Raw genomic sequence first — 17,391 nt, 5'->3', positions numbered from 1 at the left:
CGGACTGACCCCGCCGGTAGATCGCAGGCTCGCAATTCTTGGCCGTTTTGGCGGGGGTTTCCTCACGAGCCGGTTTTTGATGAATCGATGCTGGACCGGCTCTGGACTGCCAGCCAGCCCACCCCGTTTGCCGACCAGACAGGACCCACCTCAGGAGCGCCACCACAACCGCAGCGAGCAGCACCGCGACCCTTCCCCGCCATGAGGTGCGCGCCGTCGTCAACGGCAACAGCGCCCAGCTCAGCGTCCTCGGCACCCCGGAAACCCTTACCGCCGACACCTACGTCGACGAGCGGAAAAAGATCATGACGAGGGTCATGAAACTCGCCAGCGGCCTCGGCAGCGACGTACACCTCGTCGTCGACGACCAAACCGGACACTGGCGACTCATCGCCGGCGCCGACGGCGAACTCCACGACCCCGCCCCCACTCCTGACCTCGCAGCGACGGCACCCGCCGACACCCCCACTGCGCCCAGCGGGCCGAAACTGCCACAGGCAACGCAGGATGCGTCCCCGCTGGCCTCGGTGACACCGCTGCCCACTCAGTCCCCCGCACCCGCCGAGCTGCCCAAACGCGCACGGCGGGCCGAGCCGCCCGCTGACCTGGAGCCCGGAGCGGAGACGGTGGAGGAAGATGCCGCAGAGGTCGCGGGGGAGCGGCCGGCCACGGCGCGGGCCCCGCGGGCGTCGTTCATTCTCGACGAGCGGCGTGAGCCCGCAGCCGCCAACGGATGGCGCGGCTTCATCACCCGCAGCACCGGCCTCCAGGTTCCCGCGTCGAACGCGGAGCTGGAACGCCGCGGACACGTGCAGACGGTCAGTCAGCACTGGCCCGGACCCCGGAAGATCTCCATCGTCAACGGCAAGGGCGGCGTCGGAAAGACCCTGACGACCGCGATGCTCACGGCTGTATTCGCCCGGCACGGCGGCGCCGGGGTTCTCGCCTGGGATAACAACGACACCCGCGGCACCCTCGGCTGGCGCACCGAGAAGGGCCCCCACGACGCCACCGTGCAGGACCTCCTCCCCGCCACCAGCAACCTCCTTTCCCCGGGCGCGCAGATCTCGGATCTGGCCCGGTTTGTGCACCACCAGACCGGCGACAAATACGACGTGCTCCGCTCCAACCCGGAACTGCTCGCCACGAAGCAGCGCATCACCCAGGACGACTTCGACGCCCTCCACGAGGTCGCGGCGAAGTACTTCCGCCTGGTGTTCTTCGACTCCGGCAACGACGAGTCCGCACCCCGCTGGCTGCGGATGATCGACCATACCGACCAGCTCGTCGTGGCCACCACCGCGCTGGGCGAGTCCGCAGAATCCGGCGCCCTCCTGCTCGAGGCGTTGACCGAACGCGATGAGCACTCGGCCGAATTGGCCCGGAACGCGGTCGTGGTGGTCTTGCAGTCCGAACGATACGGCACCCTCGCCGACGCGCAGCGGATCGCGGACGGTTTCACCGGTATCGCCCGGGCCGCGGTCACGATCCCGTTCGACCGGGCCCTCCACGGCGGCGCCCTCCGCTACGACGCGGTGGCCACCGTCACCCAGAACGCGTGGCTCGCCGCCGGCGCGGCCGTCGCCAACGGGCTCTAACCATGGCTGCCCCACGCCCAGCCCAGCAGAACCAACCACCGTGGCTGCTGCTCAGCCTGACCCTGGCCGTGGTCCTCGACGTCCATTTGGCGTTCCTCTCCGCGGGGACCGGGCAAGGAGTGTTGCGCCTGGACCAGACCCTGCATGCGGCCGTGATGACCATGACCGGAAACGATGCCGGCTTCACCCTGCGGGGCCTGACCCAGCCGGACCCGAAACTGCTCGGCATCTGGGTCGGCGTCTGGACGGTCCTGATCGCCCTCACTGCCGGTGGTTCGTTCATCCTCTGGGACCGCCGGAAGAGCACCCGGAGTGCTGAACTCTCCAGCGGGGCGGAGCTGCGGAAGCGGGTCACCGGTCACGGTGTCCCCGCGGTCCTCCCGTTCGCCCTTCTGGATGGGAAACCCGTCACCATCCGGGAAGAAGACACCTCCTGCACGATCGCCCCGCCCCGGGCGGGAAAGAGCGCGTACCTGGCCATCGGGCGCATCGTCGACGCGGCCGGCGCCGTCGTCGCCACCTCCACCAAAGCTGACGTGTTCCGGGTCACCGTGAAGAAACGCTCCGAACTTGGGCACGTGTTCGTGTTCGACTTCGACGGCATCACCCGCTGGCCCAACAGAGCCCGGTGGGACATGGTCGCCGGCTGCGAAAGCCCCGACGCCGCCCAGTCCCGGGCCGCGGCGATCGTCAACGCCCGCCCCACCGGGTCGGCCGGGATGAAGGACTCGGCGCACTTCGTCGAAGGCGTGAAAATCATCCTCCGCTCCCTCCTCCACGCGGCCGCGCTCATCCCGGGCGGAAACATGCGCGACGTCGTCCGGTGGGCGCAGGACTTCACCGACCACGAACCCTCCGCCATTCTTCGGGACCTCTCACCCAACGGGGCGATCTGAGCCCGCGAACTCGACCAATGGTGCCGAGAAGACGCCCCCGAAACCATCGGCAACACCAAAACCACCCTCTCCCGCATCACCGCATCCCTCACCGACGCCCGCGTCCTCGACCTCCTCTGCCCCGCGGACGTCACAGACGACGCTGTCCCGGTGTCGCCGTTTCGGGCCCGGGATTTCGTGCTCTCCACCGACACCGTCTACTGCCTGGTCGATGACTCCCGCGAGTCCTCGACCGCGCCCATCATCACCGCCCTGGTGTCCGCGATCATCGAGGAAGCCAAGACCGTCTCCCAGCACACCACCAGTGGCCGGCTCCCCACCGCGATGACACTGGTCCTCGATGAGGTCGCCAACGTGTCTCCGCTCCCGCAACTGCCGAACCTGATGAGCGACGGCGGCGGGCGCGGCCTCCACACCTGGATCTTCGCCCAATCCATGTCGCAGCTCGTCGGCAAATGGGGGCCCGAAGCGGCCACCACAATCTTTGAATCCTCGGCCGCGAAGATCATCTGCGGCGGCCTCGCCGACGAAACCTTCCTCGAAAAGATCTCCCGCCTCATCGGCACCCACCAAGTCACCCAGACCAGCACGTCCCTGCAGCGAAACGGTGCCGGGCGAGACACCCACTCCACGTCGACGAGTGAGCGGGAAGAACGCCGGATGAAGGTCGAAGACATCCGCAAGATCCCCGAGGGCCAAGCCCTCCTGCTCTACCGCGAGAAAGAAGCCATCGTGCAACTCACGCCCTGGTGGAAACGCCCCGACGCCGACCAGCTCCACCAGTCCCAGGAGTGGTCGCTGGCGCTTGAGGGGATCACCGAATGAACGACGACGACCTTGACCCGATGAGTGTCGAAGGGCTCGATGCCCGACTTGTCAACGTCGAAACGATCCTGCCCGACCTCTTCGACATGTACGAACTCCGCGCCGCAGGCGGACCCTACTACTGGGAAACACTTCCACACGATCAAGCCGTAAAGCTCTGGGACGAACTCGGAAAGTTCGTGGCCTGGCTCGACGGACGGTACCTGACCAATCTGGCCGACCCCAGCTACCGGCTCCCGGACTGCTGGTACCGCCACCCCATCGCCGTCGAAGAACTCACCGCGCTCATGGTCGCCCACCGTGCTGCGTACGACACCCGCTCTGCCAAAGCCTCCTCCGCCCTCGTTGACTGGCACCACCGCGCACTCTGGCCCACCCTCGACTCACTCAAAATCCGCGCCGGCCTCGCCGGATGCCGCGACCGCAGCGAACACCGCGAACCACACGCCGGGCCGACGGCATTCATCGTTTCTGACGAGTACCTGCGACACGTCGACATGAACACCTCACCCTGAGATACCTCGTCGACAGTTTGCAATGCCGGCTGCCGATTCGGGTCCATCTGTGGGCGATCGATGCCGCTAGGTTGGTGCAAAGAGATGGGAACCGATGCTGGCGAACACACGCACGGAGCATGCCAACGTTTTGCCCGGTGTGATCGGTGGATCAGGTGGGTGGCCCCTCTGGGTGCTGGGGGTGACCCTGGTGAGCTACGTGGTCGGCTTAATGATCAGAACTGGCGTGGATTTCAGCCCACTGGTAGATGGTTGGCTTGGACTTCTGACCGTATGGGTTCCCGTTGCAGTGTGCTGTCTAGGAGCATGGAGAACCAAATTTCGACGCTTTGACGTGTTACTGGCTTCGGCCGCCGTGACTTCATTCGCTGTCGGAGACACGTACTTCGTTCTCGCGACGGCCGGGGGAGTGGCGTTGCCGTATCCGTCGCTGGCCGATATCGGGTTCCTGGGTTTCTACCCCTTGATGTTGGGGGCGTTGGCCGTGCTGGCGATGCGTCAGATCCGGGGGTTGGGCTGGCTCGTGATTTTGGATAGTACCGTGGGATCCCTGGGCGCGGCTGCCGTGCTGGCGGTGCTGCTCGACCCAATGATAAAGTCCGCCCTCGACGTCCCCGGCTCACCAGCCACAGCATTCGCAATCGCCTACCCCCTTTTCGACCTGCTGCTGGTGTCCGTGTTTGTAGGGATCGGAGCGTCTCAAGGCAAGAAAATTGCTCAGGGCTGGGCGTTTCTTGTGCTTGGATTGGTGGCCTTCGCTGCTACCGATGTCATTTATGCGTCACTGGAGTTGAACGGCATCTACGTGGTGGGGACACCTTTGGACGCGGGCTGGGCCCTCGGTCTCGCCCTGATCGCATCATGGGTCGATGGGGAGGCCCGTTCCGACAAGAAGAAGAACCCCTCAGCGTGGTCAATTCACGTCCAGACGGTGCCAACGATCGCGACCGCCGCCAGCCTCGGCGTTCTGATTCTGGGCACCACCCAGCTGCGGATCTCGCCACTCGCTGTGGTCCCAGCAGCCCTGACGCTGACTCTGGCAGCATTGCCTTTGGTGTTTCGGCAGCGAATCCGGATCGCTGACGCCCATCGCCAAGCACGGACCGATGATCTTACTGGGCTGCCAAACCGGCGGGCCATCTCCGCTGACGTCCCCGTACGTCTTTCGGCCGATCTGCGCCGAAAGAGCGCGCTGATGCTGCTCGATCTCGACAAGTTCAAAGAGGTCAACGATAGCCTCGGACATGATGTCGGTGACCGCCTCCTGATCCAAGTCGCTGCGCGACTGTCAGGGCAACTCCGCCCGACAGATTTGCTCGCGCGCGTCGGCGGGGATGAGTTCGTGATCCACCTCGACAGCTCGGGCCCTGATCAAGCGGAGGCTGTGGCACTGAACCTGCGTGCGGTGCTGGCACAGCCATTCACTCTTGAGGGGATCACAGTTCAGGCAAGCGCCAGTATCGGAATCGCAATCTACCCCGAGCAGGGCGAGGATCTCACCGTGCTCATGCGCAAGGCCGACATGGCAATGTACAAGGCGAAAACAACCCGCAGCGGGCACCACATCTACCGAAACGATGACGACAGCCACGGCGAAGCTCGACTCCGCACGCTGGAGGAATTGCGTCGGGCCCTCCGCGAGGACCAGTTGATCCTCCACTATCAACCTAAAATCGACCTCCACACCGGTGACGTTTGCGGAGTGGAGGCACTCGTCCGCTGGAACCACCCCACGAGAGGACAGTTACAACCCGACAACTTCATCCCCTTGGTCGAGGAAGGCGGGCTTATGCACACCATGACCCAAATCGTTCTTGAGAAAGCACTAGACCAGACCGCAATCTGGCACGCGCAGGGCCAACTCTTGACAATGGCGGTAAACATCTCGGCCAGCTCACTGATCGACACGGCCCTGCCCGAACGCATCAGCTCCATGGTCGCCGCCCGAGGCCTATCACCCTCGGTCCTCGTATTGGAGATCACCGAAGATTTCTTGATGACCGACCGGGACCGTGCCCGCGCAATCCTGACACGGTTACGGGCCACGGGCGTGCGGATCGCTGTTGATGATTTCGGCACTGGCTACAGCTCTTTGGCGTACCTGCGTGACCTCCCCATCGACGAACTCAAACTCGACAAATCATTTGTCATGCCCATGGCCGGCAACCCCCGAGCGACAGCGCTGGTCGTCTCAACCATTGATCTTGCCCATAGTCTCGGCCTGCGCATGGTCGCTGAAGGCGTCGAGAACAGTGCTGCCTACACGGATTTGGCCGTTTTCGGCTGCGACGCCGCACAGGGATTCTTCATGTCTCGACCAGTCCCCGCAGCACAGCTGGATGAGTGGTTCGCTAGCAGACAAGAGGGACCCGCCAAAGCGGCCTTCAAATCGAGCTGACCTCAAGTCTCGCGGCGGATTCCCGAGCACCCGCGCCCCGACCAGCCTCGGACACCGTGGTGACCTCAAACCCTCTTTGAGGAGTGCCGTGAACCACGTTGCGTCTCGCCCTGCGCCCACCGGCGCCACTCGTTACTAGTCGCTCGGATGGATTGTTCTCAACGCGCCTGGCACTGACGTCGTGGACTGGGCATCCGCACCTGTTCCCCTTTGAGCCCCATCGATCGGGCTCGACGGAGCCGTTCCCGAATACGCCCAGGATTTGATCGACGGCCACGGCGGATTCGATGGCGAGTAGCGCCAGATGGTAGTGCCAGTCCGGCGAGTTGGTAGCACGTTTCTGGGAACACGGTAGCGCTGGCGGGCTGCGTACTGCTCTGCTGTGAAACGACAACGCATAAGGCGTTGTCGTTTCGGTGAATGTCGTGAGCAAACGCGTCATCGGCTATCTCGATGAGGATGTCTTCACGATGCTGAGCGAGTTGAATGCTGCGATTGAGGAACGGGTGCGGGAGATCAACCACGATATCCGTCGCGCGGACGATAGGGACTGCCCCCGGTTTGGTTGACTCCTGACCTGTGGAGATTCGTCTTCGCTGGAAAGATGTCATCATGCCCAAGCCCTACCCACCCGAGTTCCGCCGCGATGTTGTCGCGGTCGCCCGGAAGCACGAAGCCCGGCTGCATCAGATCGCGAAGGACTTCGGGATCTCACGCGGCCTCACGCGCAAGGCCGGCCCGCCCGTCCACGACGACCTCGTCAAGCGGAAATTCACGGCGACACGCCCGAACCAGCTCTGGCTCACCGAACACCGCACCGACGAGGGCAAGATCTACCTCTGCGCGATCAAAGACGTCTATTCGAACAAGATCGTCGGCTACTCCATCGACTCCAGGATGAAGGCGTCCCTGGCCGTCGCAGCCGCCCGGAACGCGATCGGCCAGCGCACCATCGACGGCACGATCCTGCACTCGGACCGCGGGTCCCAAATCCGCTCAAACGCCTTCGTTCGCGTGCTAAAGAACAACGGCATCACCGGCTCGATGGGCCGCGTCGGTGCCTGCGGCGACAACGCCGCGATGGAGTCCTTCTTTGCGCTGCTGCAGAAGAACGTCCTCGATCGGCAGCGGTGGTCAACCCGGGAGGAACTGCGCCTGGCGATGGTGGTCTGGATCGAGCGGACTTACCACCGCAAGCGCCGGCAACGCCGACTCGGCAAGCTCACCCCAGTCGAGTTTGAGCCAATAAACATGGCCCTCAAAGCCGCCTGAAACCCCTAACCCTTTGAGTCAACTGAACTCGGGGCAGTCCCATACGACCCGGTGGGGGAGGTTCGACTTCCAGATGGACGACCTCGCACGAAGGCTCGTCATCGCCCGCGGCGACGGCATCGCCCACCAGAAACTGTTAAACGAGCTCTCGTGCTCACCTCTGGGCGCCGAAGATCGCGCTCTTTGAATTGGCCGCGGGTCGATCAACCCGATCCTGGGTATTTATCACCAAGGCAAGCGGGCTGCTGTCGGCCACCGGCCGACGCGCTGTCATCGGAAGGCGGACTCTAGGGTCTTGACGCCGACCTTCGGGTCGAGCAGGCCATGGTAGATCGGCGGAATCTGCTTGTCGACGCCGAAGAGTTCATAGACCGCATGCATGGCGCCGTGCACCGAGTATTCGACCGTGAACACGGTGTCCTTGGGGAGTTCGGTGAACTGGCCGAGGAACGCGAAGTTGGTCGAGCGGGCCGGCACGACCTTCGGACGGTCCTCCGGCACCCGGCGGCTGAACAGGGCCGAGGCATACGGAATCATGACGGTCGTGACATCCGTGGTGGCGCGGACCTCGTCGAGGATGTCCTCGAAACCGAGCTGATGCACGAGTTCGGTGAGGATTTCCTGCCCGGTCGCCCGCGACATCTTCTTCTTCACGTAGTCGCCCTCGTCGTCGATCAGCAGGCCGTAACCCCAGAGCGTGTTGGTATCCTCCGGGAGGTTGGGGAAGTGCGGCTGGTATGGGACGACGATCGACATCAGCCATCCCGAATCCACCCAGGTCATCAGTGCCCCGGTTCCCGGGTCGTTGTTGGAGAACTCCACGATCCGTTTGAGTAGGGTGTCGCCGTGCATGGTGAGAGTGAACGACTCCCACTTGTTCTCGTCAACGTTGCCGTAAAAAGTGTTTGGCCGACCGAAGTCATCGGCCTTCTTGGCGATTTCGTCCCAGAGCGACCAGCCATGGTCGACCCGGTCGCGCACGAGTGCCGGCACCGTGTCGTTGCCGCCGTAGCGGGTATCCGAGGTGATCGACCCGAGAGTGATGAACGCGTAGTCGTGGGCGCCCAACTCGAGAGTGGACCGGCCTGAACTGGTTTCGAGGGACAATTTGGAGGCCCGGCGGCCGTTCACATCATCCGTGAAGTCGACATCCGTAACCCGGGTGCCAAACCGTACGTCGACGTTGTTGGCGAGCAGCCAACGCTGCAGCGGCACGGCCATCGAATCGTATTGGTTGTAGACCGTGCGGCGCACCCCGGCGAGGGTATCCATCCGGCTGAATTCCTGGATAAAGCGCTTGAAGTAGCGGCGCAGCTCGATCGCGCTGTGCCAGTTCTGGAACGCGAAGGTGGTGCGCCACATCTGCCAGAAGTTGGTTCGGAAGAAGTGCTCGGAGAATAGTTCATCGATGCGGCGGGCGCCAAGGGCCTTCTCGCTCAGGGCCAGCATCCGCATCATCTCGATACGGTCGGTGGCGTTGAAGCCGTAGTCGGCCGCGTCGAGGATCTTATGGTTCTTGTCGATCAGCCGCGCGTTCGCCTCGGTGCGCACCCGGGCGTTGAAGGTGAGCATCTCTTGTCGAACCGTCACGGCGGGGTTCTCCAGCGAGGGAATCGAGGAGAACAAGTCCCAGGTGCACTGGTAGACCTCTTCGGCAAACATGCGACCACCCCGGGTGACGAACGCGCCGGGCGCGGCAGGTGATTGCGCGCCGTCGAGGGAGCCGCCCTCGATCGTGAGCTCCTCGAGGATGTGGATGTTTTCGCCAGGCACGCCAGCATCCCGGACCAGGAAGGCGGCGACCGCCATCCCGGCTATCCCACCTCCGACGATCCAGTTCTGGGTCTGCTTCGCATCGACGGTCATGACGTTCCTCCCCGCCACGGCGTGGGCGCCGCCGGCGATAGCGGCGGACCCAAGGTGCAACGCCACGGGTTCGATCCGTACCACAAACGCTACGCCGATCAGGGGAAAACGACGAACCCACGCTCTCATTCCAAGCGCACACAACACCTCGGATGCCGGACGATTCATCTTCAATGAAACGCGCCGGCCAGGTGCGGGCTGCGTAGGCGGCAGCCAGGACGGTAAGTTCACACAGCATCACCATCGCAACGAGAACGACCGTCACTTTGATCAAGAGGCTTCGACTCATAAACCGGTCGAACCACACCGCGCGAGAAAGCACGCAACAGCTTGCTGCCGACCGTTAACCCAGCGGCTGTCGGAGACACCCACCTCGAACGCGCACCGGGCCAGCGTTACTTCGCACCGCAACAGACTCTGGGCCTCATCGGCGGTGACATCACAAATGATCGGTCCGATAGCTGGCCACCACGACGGGAATATCCCGTGTACGAAGGGGAGGTCCCTTAGGATTCAAACCGGTCACAGATTTTCTGACACTTGCACCCCTAATTAGAGGCGAAACGTGAACTATCTCGTACCTGCACTTCGGCTTGCTGTCGCAATAATGGGCATAATGGCGATTGTCTCGACATTCTTCGACACAGCCACCCGCGCCACGATCAACCCCTTCAATTTTTTCGGTTTCTTCACGATGCAGAGCAACATCATTGTGGTCATCGTGCTGGCGGTCTCCGCTTTCGTCTCCATCTCCGCGAGACGCCAGTCCCCACGTTTGGTGTTGGCGCGCGGGTGTGCCACAACCTACATAGTGATTACCGGATTCGTTTACAACTTGCTACTCGCCGGGCTCGAGGGGGGCGTCTCTCTGGCATGGGCTAACACTGTGCTGCACGTGATCCTGCCCCTCTACGCAGCACTCGATTGGGTGATCTTCCGCGACCGCAGCCCCCTCCGATGGAACCAAATATGGATCGCCCTCATTTATCCCATCGTGTGGATCATGGTCGTGCTCCTCCGCGGTGCTACCGACGGATGGGTGCCTTACCCCTTCTTGAACCCGACGCAGGGGTACGGCGTCGTCGCGCTCTACGCTCTGGCTATCGCTGTTGCCACCGTCGTGTTCGCTGCCGTCATATGGACAGTAAGTCGATTGCGCCCCCTCCGCAGCCCAGCACTGGCGTAGATGCGGTAGCCGAACCCTCAACGGGACGGTCCGGGTCTAATTCTTCAGAGGGATTCGTGCCAGGACCGTCGAGTGGCGAGCCGCGCGGCCAGAAAGAGCGCAACGCCCAGGACTCCGAGGATCGCGGCGAACGTGATTCCCCAACCCCACACGCTGGTCTGGGTATGTACAAGAAGGAGTTCATGCTCGCTCGTGAAATAGGAGCATTGGACCCCAACAGGGAAAAACGAAAGTGCGCCATCCGCGGTCCAGCCTGCTGAGGGCAGAGGCAGATTGCCTAGCTCGGAGTTCTGATAGCAAGATTCTCCGATACCCGAATGGGACATGATCGCGAACTGAAGCCCCGCCAGGGCGATGAGGGCCAGCGACGGAATGCCGAGGATTCAGGACCGCCCAGTCACGCGAGGAGCACGGGAAAAGCCGGTCTTTGCAATTGCATCGGGTGTCCCCCTTCTAAACAAAGTCCATGCTGCCAGACACCAGGGTAAGCGTTGGTCCGGAAATAGACTGCGCGCATGGTCAAAACCGCACTTCATCGACGCCTTCCTTTAGTGGCCGTCGGAATCGCCGTGTTGTTGTGGTCGATGAGTTTCGGAATCAGCGGCGAGGTATTGAAAACGGCGTCACCAGCCGTGCTCTCGGTCGGCCGGTTCGCGATCGGCCTGATCGTCCTCGTGCCCCTCGCCGCACGTCGGCCACTCTTCGCGCGTACCGTCCGAGACCCGCGCACGATCTTGCTCGGGCTCCTCGGTGTTGCTATATATTACTCGTTGACCAACATCGGTCTTGAGTTCACTACTCCCGGCACGGCCGCTCTCAGCAACGCGGCGCTCCCCGCCCTGACCGCCCTGCTCGGTCTGTTCATCCTGAAGGAGCGCCTGGCTCCCCGAACGATCCTCGGACTATTGCTCGCGACCGCCGGCGTCGTCATCGTGGCGGGTGCTGGCCTCACTTTGGACATCGGCGTGCTGCTCTGCCTCATCGGCTTGGCCAGCTACGCACTCTATACAGTGCTTCTCCGCAAGGGTGCACCCGGTCGGCAGCCGGCCGGGGCCGTTGATCCGCTCGTCCTGGCGACGGCGACCGCCGTGTGGGGTACGGGGATCATGCTCCCCTGGCTCGTCGCAGAGATGGCGGCCGGTGCGGCCGCTATCCCGAGCGGATGGGGAGGTCTTGGGGGTCTGCTGGTCCTCGGTGTCGTAATCACCGCGCCGACTCTCGTGCTCTTTAACTACGGCGCTGAACGCCTTCCCGCCGCAGCCACCGGCGTGCTCACCGCAGCAATTCCCGCACTTGGCTACCTTTTCGCCCTTTTACTTGGCGAACCATTCGACGCAATTACCGCACTCGGCGGTGCAGTCGCGCTTGTCGGCGTCGCCATCGCCTCGGTCACAGCTCCCTCGACCGACTCGAGTCCAGCCGGTTCGGGCTTACCCCCACACGAGGACGTGGCCGCTGGTCTTTCTGAACGCGACTGATCACAAAGAGCAGAGCACTCGACAGGAGCGCAGTGCGACACCGAGTAGTTACCAACGTCGCCACAACGCGATGGCAGATCGCCGCCACTTAGCAATCCACTCCACAGTCCAGATTGTGTGCGAACGTCCGCTGCCCGCAAGGGGGACCCTAAACGAACACATCCGCGCCACGACACGTCAGTGGCGACTTCGCTGCGCTGCGTGTCGCGAATAACCCGCCCGTCAAGGTTTCGCGTGCAGGTGCGTGAAATGCGCCAGCGCCTCGCCATCGCGCGCCGAATTAGTCGTGGATCAATCCGGGAGCAACACCGATTGATCGAGCTCTATATAGAGGAGTAAATGACTCATCGCCAGGCAAGCCAGGCTCTCCTGTACGGCGGGGAGCCAGATCGCTAGGCGACCGACCTGTCGAAGTTCGCGGAGAAGGAAGCGAGCCAGACATCGATTGCATCGAACACGGTGGATTCGGGGAATCGTGCGCTCAAGCTGTCGGCCATGTGCTCGCGGACGATCGTGTCGTTGCCCGCGGCATACATTTCAACGAGGTAATGAGCGCCGTCATGGACGACGGCACGTATCTCTGGGCTCTGGGCTACGTGTCTCATCATGGACTCCGCCATCTCGGTTCCATCGGTGACCATCATGAGAAGGGCTATATCGCCAGAGTCTTTGGGGCGCAGACGGTCCGGACGTCTTTCAATGTCGGCAAGCCGCTCTGACACCTTGTGTGCCTTGGCGATGAGCAGGGCCGCGGGGCCGGCAACGTGCACGTCAACGGAGAGTTCGGGCTCACCATCGGTAGTCGAGATTTTCGTCAGGGTGCGGTCGTGGATTGCCAGTTCGAGGCCATACGCACGGGTCGTTGCGCTTTTCTGTCCGGGGATTCGAGCCGATCGTCCTTTCGAGCCCGCATAGGTTTCAGGTACGAGGAGGTCCACCGTCGTGCGTTGGTCCCACGGCAGACCTCGTTCGCTGACGTAGCCGTAGATCCCTGGGCGTTCGGGGCGTGCCGGCTCGAGCCCGATCTCGGCCATGATTTCCATGATCTTCGGGTCCTCAGCGATGAGGACAGGATTGATTGCAAGGTCGCCGTCTCTGGTCGATTCCATATCGATGGGTCCCCACTTCTTCTGCACCCAGACGTGGACAGCATGCGCGCCGACGACGGTCATGGCATCCGCGTGGCCGCCCAACGCCACGATGGTTGTGATGAGAAGCCGCCGGGATCGTTCGGCGCCATATCTGGCGTCCTCGAGTCCGAGTGCTACTACGCCGCTGCTCCGGCTTCGCGGGTCATGTTGACGCGCGCGGCGAGCTGCGGCAAGAAGGTCCGTGCAACGTCCGCTTGCCGGCCAGGCGAAGCGAGCGCGTCGAGCATTCCCCACTCCGGCGCGAGCATTGCAGTGCCGTTGACCCAGCGGGTGAATTTGCGCGCGTTCTCGGTGATCGGAAGCACGATGACGCTGGACCGTGCCGTTGGAGACATCGGGGTCAGGTCATCGAGATCTTCCGGCCGCTCCACGTAAACGACGGGGGTGAACGACCGCGTGGAAGCAATGTCGTCCGCTACAGCCTCGAGAGAAGAGACAATGGGATTCGCGCCCCGTTCTTCCAGGTACTGGACGAAATCGCCAATAGGACGGTCCAGGGAGAAGATACGCACACCGGGGCGTTTGGTGACCGGCGCGAGTATGGCCGTCTGCGCGAGCTTCCTCACCAGACGGCGCCTCTCGACGTTGGAGGCGTTCTGGATACGCTCCACTGCCGCAGCGTAGGGCGCATCGCTGCCCACGTCCGAGAGAGTTCCCGAGAGCGTGAACCCGGCCCCGGAAGCGATCTTCTGCAGCATCGAGTAGGTCGGATCGACGATGCCGGACTCGATTCGGGTGATCGTCGACGCGGGCACGCCGACGAGCTGAGCAAACGCTGTCTTACTGAGCTCTCGCTTCAGGCGCATGCGAGTGACAAGCGAAGCCGCCGACGTAGTGATCATCTGCCCATGCTACGCAGAGCATTGCATATATGCAATGAATCCCCAAACATCTGGACGAGAAAACCATTGCGCATATGCAATGGTCAAGGGGTGATGTGGGAAGACGGAAACATACCGTTTCCGCTGCCAGTGGACAGGAACATTTTCCCGAACACTGCAATGGAGATCCTGACGCCCAGGTAAGCGACGAGCTGGGCGCCCAGGATCTCACTAAGACCCGTGCCGACCAGCCGTTGCGGGCAGAAACGGGGGGACACTCACAAGACTCACAAGACTCACCGCCACTCACAAGGTGCACCTGGGCGCAGAGGCGCCGGCATCGACCGAGACCTCATTGCGGGATTAGTCGAGCTACTCCCGCTCTTCTTCGTCCCAGCCAAGAGCCGACGTGAGTTCGTCAGCATCTGGCAGCGCGCGCTTTTCGGAGGGCGGTAAGGAGTCGTACGTGTAGGTGGACACGGCCATGGGGGAGCCCGACCGACTGAGTGCGTAACGGACGGTGTGGTCGTTGCGGTCGCCGCAGATGAGTATGCCCACCGTGGGCGCATGGGCGTCCCGGCGGAGCCTGTCGTCAACGAGGGAGACGTAGAAGCTGAGCTTGCCGGCGTGCTCGGGCTGGAATTTCCCGGTTTTCAGTTCGATAACCACGTACCGCAGTTGCTCGATGTGGAAGAACAACAGGTCGAGGTAGAAGTCATCGCCGGCGACGTCGAAGTGGACCTGGCGTCCCACGAATGCGAACCCTGTGCCCAGTTCTCGGAGGGTGTCGACGATGCGGTCCATGAGCGCCTGTTCCAGGTCGCGCTCAGCGGCATCCTCTGTCAACTCCAAGAAGTCGAATACGTAGGGGTCCTTGGCAATCTGGTGGGCAAGATCAGAGTCTTCGGGCGCCAGTTCTGCGATGAAGTTTGACGGCGCCGAGCCAGTCCGTTCGAGGGTGCGGTTCTTGATCTGGTTGAGAAGCAGGTTGCGAGACCAACCGTTCTTCACGGCTGATACGGCGTACCATTCGCGACCCTCAGCGCTGTCAAGCTTGTCGAGCAGAACAGTGATGTGGCCCCAGGGCAATCCTGCAACAGCCTGTTGCACAATTGGTTCTGTGCCAGCCCAAGCGACCGCGAAGGCCCTCATGTACTGAAGGTTGCGAGGCGAAAATCCTTTCATCTGAGGGAATTCAGTCCTCAGATCTCCGGCGAGGCGACCCAGCACCCCAGTTCCCCATCCCTGCTTCTCCTGCTCGGCGAGGATGGAGCGACCGATGGACCAGTACAGCCCGATGAGCTGCGTATTGACCGTGCGCTGCGCCCGCACCTGAGCATCGCGGACCCGGCGCTTGAGCGAGCCGAGGAACTCGGGGTATCCATTGGGCAGAGCAACATCATCACGGGCCATGGCCCCATTGTCTCCCGGCCGTGATCGGTGATCGTCGCGCGCACGGTCGCCACACAAACTCGTGCCTATCCGATGGCGGCGAACGCGCGAGCAGCGGCCAGCACTCGCGGGCCAATTTCATCCGGATTGCCTTCACGGATGAGTCGCGCCGGCGCGATGTCCTCGAGCTGCGGGTTCATCCCTTGGAACCATGCCTGAACCACAGGCGGCTGGTCCCGCTCGGCGAGTAACCCGGCGACCTGGTACGCGAGCCGCAGCCGGCGCGCGACCTCGGCCGGCGGCTTCCGGACACCGTCGGCCCACTGCCGCACGGCCCGGGTTTCCGTTACGGAACCCAGATAGGCAACCAGTTGGGCGCCCAGGAGCTCACGCAGCTGGCTGACAAGCTCAGCAACATCCGAACGAATAGAAAACTCGTATGCCCGCAGTCCGGGAGTGGTTAGTGACATGCAAAAAGCCTACCGATGCACCAGATCCAATGACAGTTAATATCCCACCCAAAACCCCACCCAATATGACCAATAATAGATATTATGTCAACTGGTAAAGCATCTATTGCAGGATTTGCAGAATAGGACTCTCCTGATAGGCGCTGCGCCTACAGCCCCGGACGACACGCACATCCACGAATTCACTGTGATGCTGCTGGCTACTGGCATGCGTTTCGCGAGCGATGTTGAACGTCGGTAACGTCATGTCGAGCCATGGTGGAGAAAGAATGGGCGTCCTACACTGGCCGACGAAAGCACCTCCTGAGCGGAAGGAATGGTGGCCCAGAAGAAGTCTCTGCTGTGGACCCAGAGAAGGGAAATTCGTGGTCGACTTTACGAGCGACAACCTGTGCGACGCCCTTGTGATCGACGCCGAAGGCAATGAGATCGGTACGCTGGTTCGAATCTACGTGCACCCCGTCCATCGATCTCCTCAGTGGGCTAGCGTGCGTATGGAAACACCCGGGTCGGCCAAATCATTCGTACCGCTCGACGGTGCGCAGTGGGACGGCGTCCATCTCCGCGTAGCGATCAATAAGTTCCTCATCGTCAAGGCTCCCCATCTGAACAACCAGGATGATGCCGAATTGACCGAAACCGACTCAGATTCTCTGGACGAGTATTACGCCATCTCAAAGAGCACCGACCGGTGCGAAGTTGCCAGACTCCGTGACGACGCCCCGACACACCATGCTCGCGCCCCTGACCCGACCGTCGCCTGGCCGCGGGAGGAGCTTGAAGGACGCGACCGGGAGGCGTGACCGGGGTATTCTATCTCGCTGGAATTCGTCGAAATCTTGCAGCAGCTCGGGCACGGTCGTCCTCCGAACACGACGGTGCGCGAGTTCCAGGGATGAGCGTCACGAACCGGATTCATTGGTCACCAATGGAACCAAGGCCCTTCAGTTGCCAAGAATCCTACGGACCCTTCCGGCGACGCGATCAACGCGCCTCCTGCAGGATTTGCAGAATAGAGCTCCAGCGAGAAAGGAATCAATTCTTACCTACGGCTGGTAGCCATCGGCGTCCGCGTTGTGGCCCGGTGGGTTTCCCCTGATGAGCGTTCTCTCTTATGAGCTGTTCACCATCGGGGTCGAGGCACGTAAGCGGCCCTTCGATCGTCGGCGGTCGCGAACTGGTCACCCGATTTCAGCTTGGCGGGGTTGACCGGGTGCCGTCACTCGTCTTTGTTGGGCATTCTTTCGACGGCGTTCTCAGCANCAGGTCTGCCTGCTCCATATTTTCGATGTGAGTCAGGGACGGGTACGGACCTACTTCGGTTTCGCCCTCTACTGACATATCTCCAACCGGGCTGTCCGCGTCCGGCTCTCCTGGCTTCGCAGACTGAGACGCCCCGCTTTCGCCAGATGCCGGTGTCGTTATCTCTTCGTTCATGGTGGACCTCCGCACGTCGATTCGCGAACGTTTCGCTGCTGGTGAGAATATGCCTGTGGTCAGCGTACGGTCAGTGCCCGGTTCAG

The 17,391-nt window shown here is 62.4% G+C and carries 14 protein-coding genes and 1 pseudogene; 10 read left to right on the top strand and 5 right to left on the bottom strand.

Annotated features, from left to right (window positions below):
* The first annotated feature begins 206 nt into the window (after positions 1–206).
* The 7 genes and pseudogenes from E3O48_RS00975 to E3O48_RS00950 form a co-directional block, all read left to right on the top strand.
* Positions 207–1,598, top strand: a complete 1,392-nt coding sequence (locus E3O48_RS00975) for an AAA family ATPase (protein ID WP_241982345.1) — start codon at positions 207–209, stop codon at positions 1,596–1,598.
* A 2-nt stretch (positions 1,599–1,600) separates the two neighbouring features.
* Positions 1,601–2,494 carry a type IV secretory system conjugative DNA transfer family protein gene (locus E3O48_RS00970; protein WP_134536987.1) on the top strand — a complete coding sequence of 298 codons (894 nt, stop codon included), beginning with the start codon at positions 1,601–1,603 and terminating at the stop codon, positions 2,492–2,494.
* A 45-nt stretch (positions 2,495–2,539) separates the two neighbouring features.
* The gene (locus E3O48_RS00965) at positions 2,540–3,319 is read left to right on the top strand and encodes a type IV secretory system conjugative DNA transfer family protein (protein ID WP_134536986.1); all 780 of its coding nucleotides are present in this window, start codon (positions 2,540–2,542) and stop codon (positions 3,317–3,319) included.
* Complete coding sequence (locus tag E3O48_RS00960; protein WP_134536985.1) at positions 3,316–3,834, top strand: hypothetical protein; 519 nt, start codon at positions 3,316–3,318, stop codon at positions 3,832–3,834. Before E3O48_RS00965 ends, E3O48_RS00960 begins: the two co-directional genes overlap by 4 nt.
* A gap of 94 nt (positions 3,835–3,928) precedes the next feature.
* Positions 3,929–6,232 carry a bifunctional diguanylate cyclase/phosphodiesterase gene (locus E3O48_RS00955; RefSeq protein WP_134536984.1) on the top strand — a complete coding sequence of 768 codons (2,304 nt, stop codon included), beginning with the start codon at positions 3,929–3,931 and terminating at the stop codon, positions 6,230–6,232.
* A gap of 425 nt (positions 6,233–6,657) precedes the next feature.
* Positions 6,658–6,801, top strand: a complete 144-nt coding sequence (locus tag E3O48_RS17480; protein WP_166788571.1) for a hypothetical protein — start codon at positions 6,658–6,660, stop codon at positions 6,799–6,801.
* Between the two features lie 103 nt (positions 6,802–6,904).
* Positions 6,905–7,504: pseudogene (locus E3O48_RS00950) on the top strand (IS3 family transposase); the annotation flags it as partial.
* 270 nt (positions 7,505–7,774) lie between these two features.
* Here E3O48_RS00950 and E3O48_RS00940 read toward each other — a convergent pair.
* A complete protein-coding gene (locus E3O48_RS00940; protein ID WP_134536983.1) occupies positions 7,775–9,370 on the bottom strand; it encodes an oleate hydratase in 1,596 nt (531 codons plus the stop codon).
* Between the two features lie 616 nt (positions 9,371–9,986).
* Between E3O48_RS00940 and E3O48_RS00935 the strand changes: the two genes are divergently transcribed.
* Positions 9,987–10,556, top strand: coding sequence for a Pr6Pr family membrane protein (locus E3O48_RS00935; protein ID WP_198412999.1), 570 nt, complete (start codon positions 9,987–9,989; stop codon positions 10,554–10,556).
* 515 nt (positions 10,557–11,071) lie between these two features.
* Positions 11,072–12,034, top strand: coding sequence for a DMT family transporter (locus E3O48_RS00930; RefSeq protein ID WP_134536982.1), 963 nt, complete (start codon positions 11,072–11,074; stop codon positions 12,032–12,034).
* A gap of 392 nt (positions 12,035–12,426) precedes the next feature.
* Here E3O48_RS00930 and E3O48_RS00925 read toward each other — a convergent pair whose 3' ends face one another.
* From E3O48_RS00925 to E3O48_RS00910, 4 genes are all read right to left on the bottom strand, one after another.
* Positions 12,427–13,206 (bottom strand): hypothetical protein, encoded by a 780-nt coding sequence (locus E3O48_RS00925; protein WP_134536981.1) that lies wholly within the window; start codon positions 13,204–13,206, stop codon positions 12,427–12,429.
* Between the two features lie 95 nt (positions 13,207–13,301).
* On the bottom strand, positions 13,302–14,027 hold the full coding sequence (locus E3O48_RS00920) for a helix-turn-helix transcriptional regulator (RefSeq protein WP_134536980.1): 726 nt from the start codon (positions 14,025–14,027) through the stop codon (positions 13,302–13,304).
* A gap of 351 nt (positions 14,028–14,378) precedes the next feature.
* On the bottom strand, positions 14,379–15,419 hold the full coding sequence (locus tag E3O48_RS00915) for a YhcG family protein (protein ID WP_134536979.1): 1,041 nt from the start codon (positions 15,417–15,419) through the stop codon (positions 14,379–14,381).
* Between the two features lie 65 nt (positions 15,420–15,484).
* Complete coding sequence (locus E3O48_RS00910) at positions 15,485–15,868, bottom strand: hypothetical protein (RefSeq protein WP_134536978.1); 384 nt, start codon at positions 15,866–15,868, stop codon at positions 15,485–15,487.
* 365 nt (positions 15,869–16,233) lie between these two features.
* Here E3O48_RS00910 and E3O48_RS00905 point away from each other — a divergent pair, with 365 nt between their 5' ends.
* Complete coding sequence (locus E3O48_RS00905) at positions 16,234–16,671, top strand: hypothetical protein (protein WP_134536977.1); 438 nt, start codon at positions 16,234–16,236, stop codon at positions 16,669–16,671.
* The last annotated feature ends 720 nt before the right edge of the window (positions 16,672–17,391 follow it).

Origin of the sequence: Cryobacterium sp. HLT2-28, from assembly GCF_004402495.1 — a bacterium.
GTDB classification, from domain to species: domain Bacteria; phylum Actinomycetota; class Actinomycetes; order Actinomycetales; family Microbacteriaceae; genus Cryobacterium; species Cryobacterium mannosilyticum.
This window is presented reverse-complemented; position numbering and strand designations above follow the sequence as displayed.

Bases quoted from the DNA above. Each gene is read 5' to 3' on its own strand.
- E3O48_RS00930 (WP_134536982.1), top strand. From the start codon at position 11,072: ATGGTCAAAACCGCACTTCATCGACGCCTTCCTTTAGTGGCCGTCGGA.
- E3O48_RS00915 (WP_134536979.1), bottom strand. From the start codon at position 15,419: ATGGCCCGTGATGATGTTGCTCTGCCCAATGGATACCCCGAGTTCCTC.
- E3O48_RS00940 (WP_134536983.1), bottom strand. From the start codon at position 9,370: ATGACCGTCGATGCGAAGCAGACCCAGAACTGGATCGTCGGAGGTGGG.
- E3O48_RS00910 (WP_134536978.1), bottom strand. From the start codon at position 15,868: ATGTCACTAACCACTCCCGGACTGCGGGCATACGAGTTTTCTATTCGT.
- E3O48_RS00960 (WP_134536985.1), top strand. From the start codon at position 3,316: ATGAACGACGACGACCTTGACCCGATGAGTGTCGAAGGGCTCGATGCC.
- E3O48_RS00955 (WP_134536984.1), top strand. From the start codon at position 3,929: ATGCTGGCGAACACACGCACGGAGCATGCCAACGTTTTGCCCGGTGTG.
- E3O48_RS00935 (WP_198412999.1), top strand. From the start codon at position 9,987: ATGGCGATTGTCTCGACATTCTTCGACACAGCCACCCGCGCCACGATC.
- E3O48_RS00970 (WP_134536987.1), top strand. From the start codon at position 1,601: ATGGCTGCCCCACGCCCAGCCCAGCAGAACCAACCACCGTGGCTGCTG.
- E3O48_RS00925 (WP_134536981.1), bottom strand. From the start codon at position 13,206: ATGACCGTCGTCGGCGCGCATGCTGTCCACGTCTGGGTGCAGAAGAAG.
- E3O48_RS00920 (WP_134536980.1), bottom strand. From the start codon at position 14,027: ATGATCACTACGTCGGCGGCTTCGCTTGTCACTCGCATGCGCCTGAAG.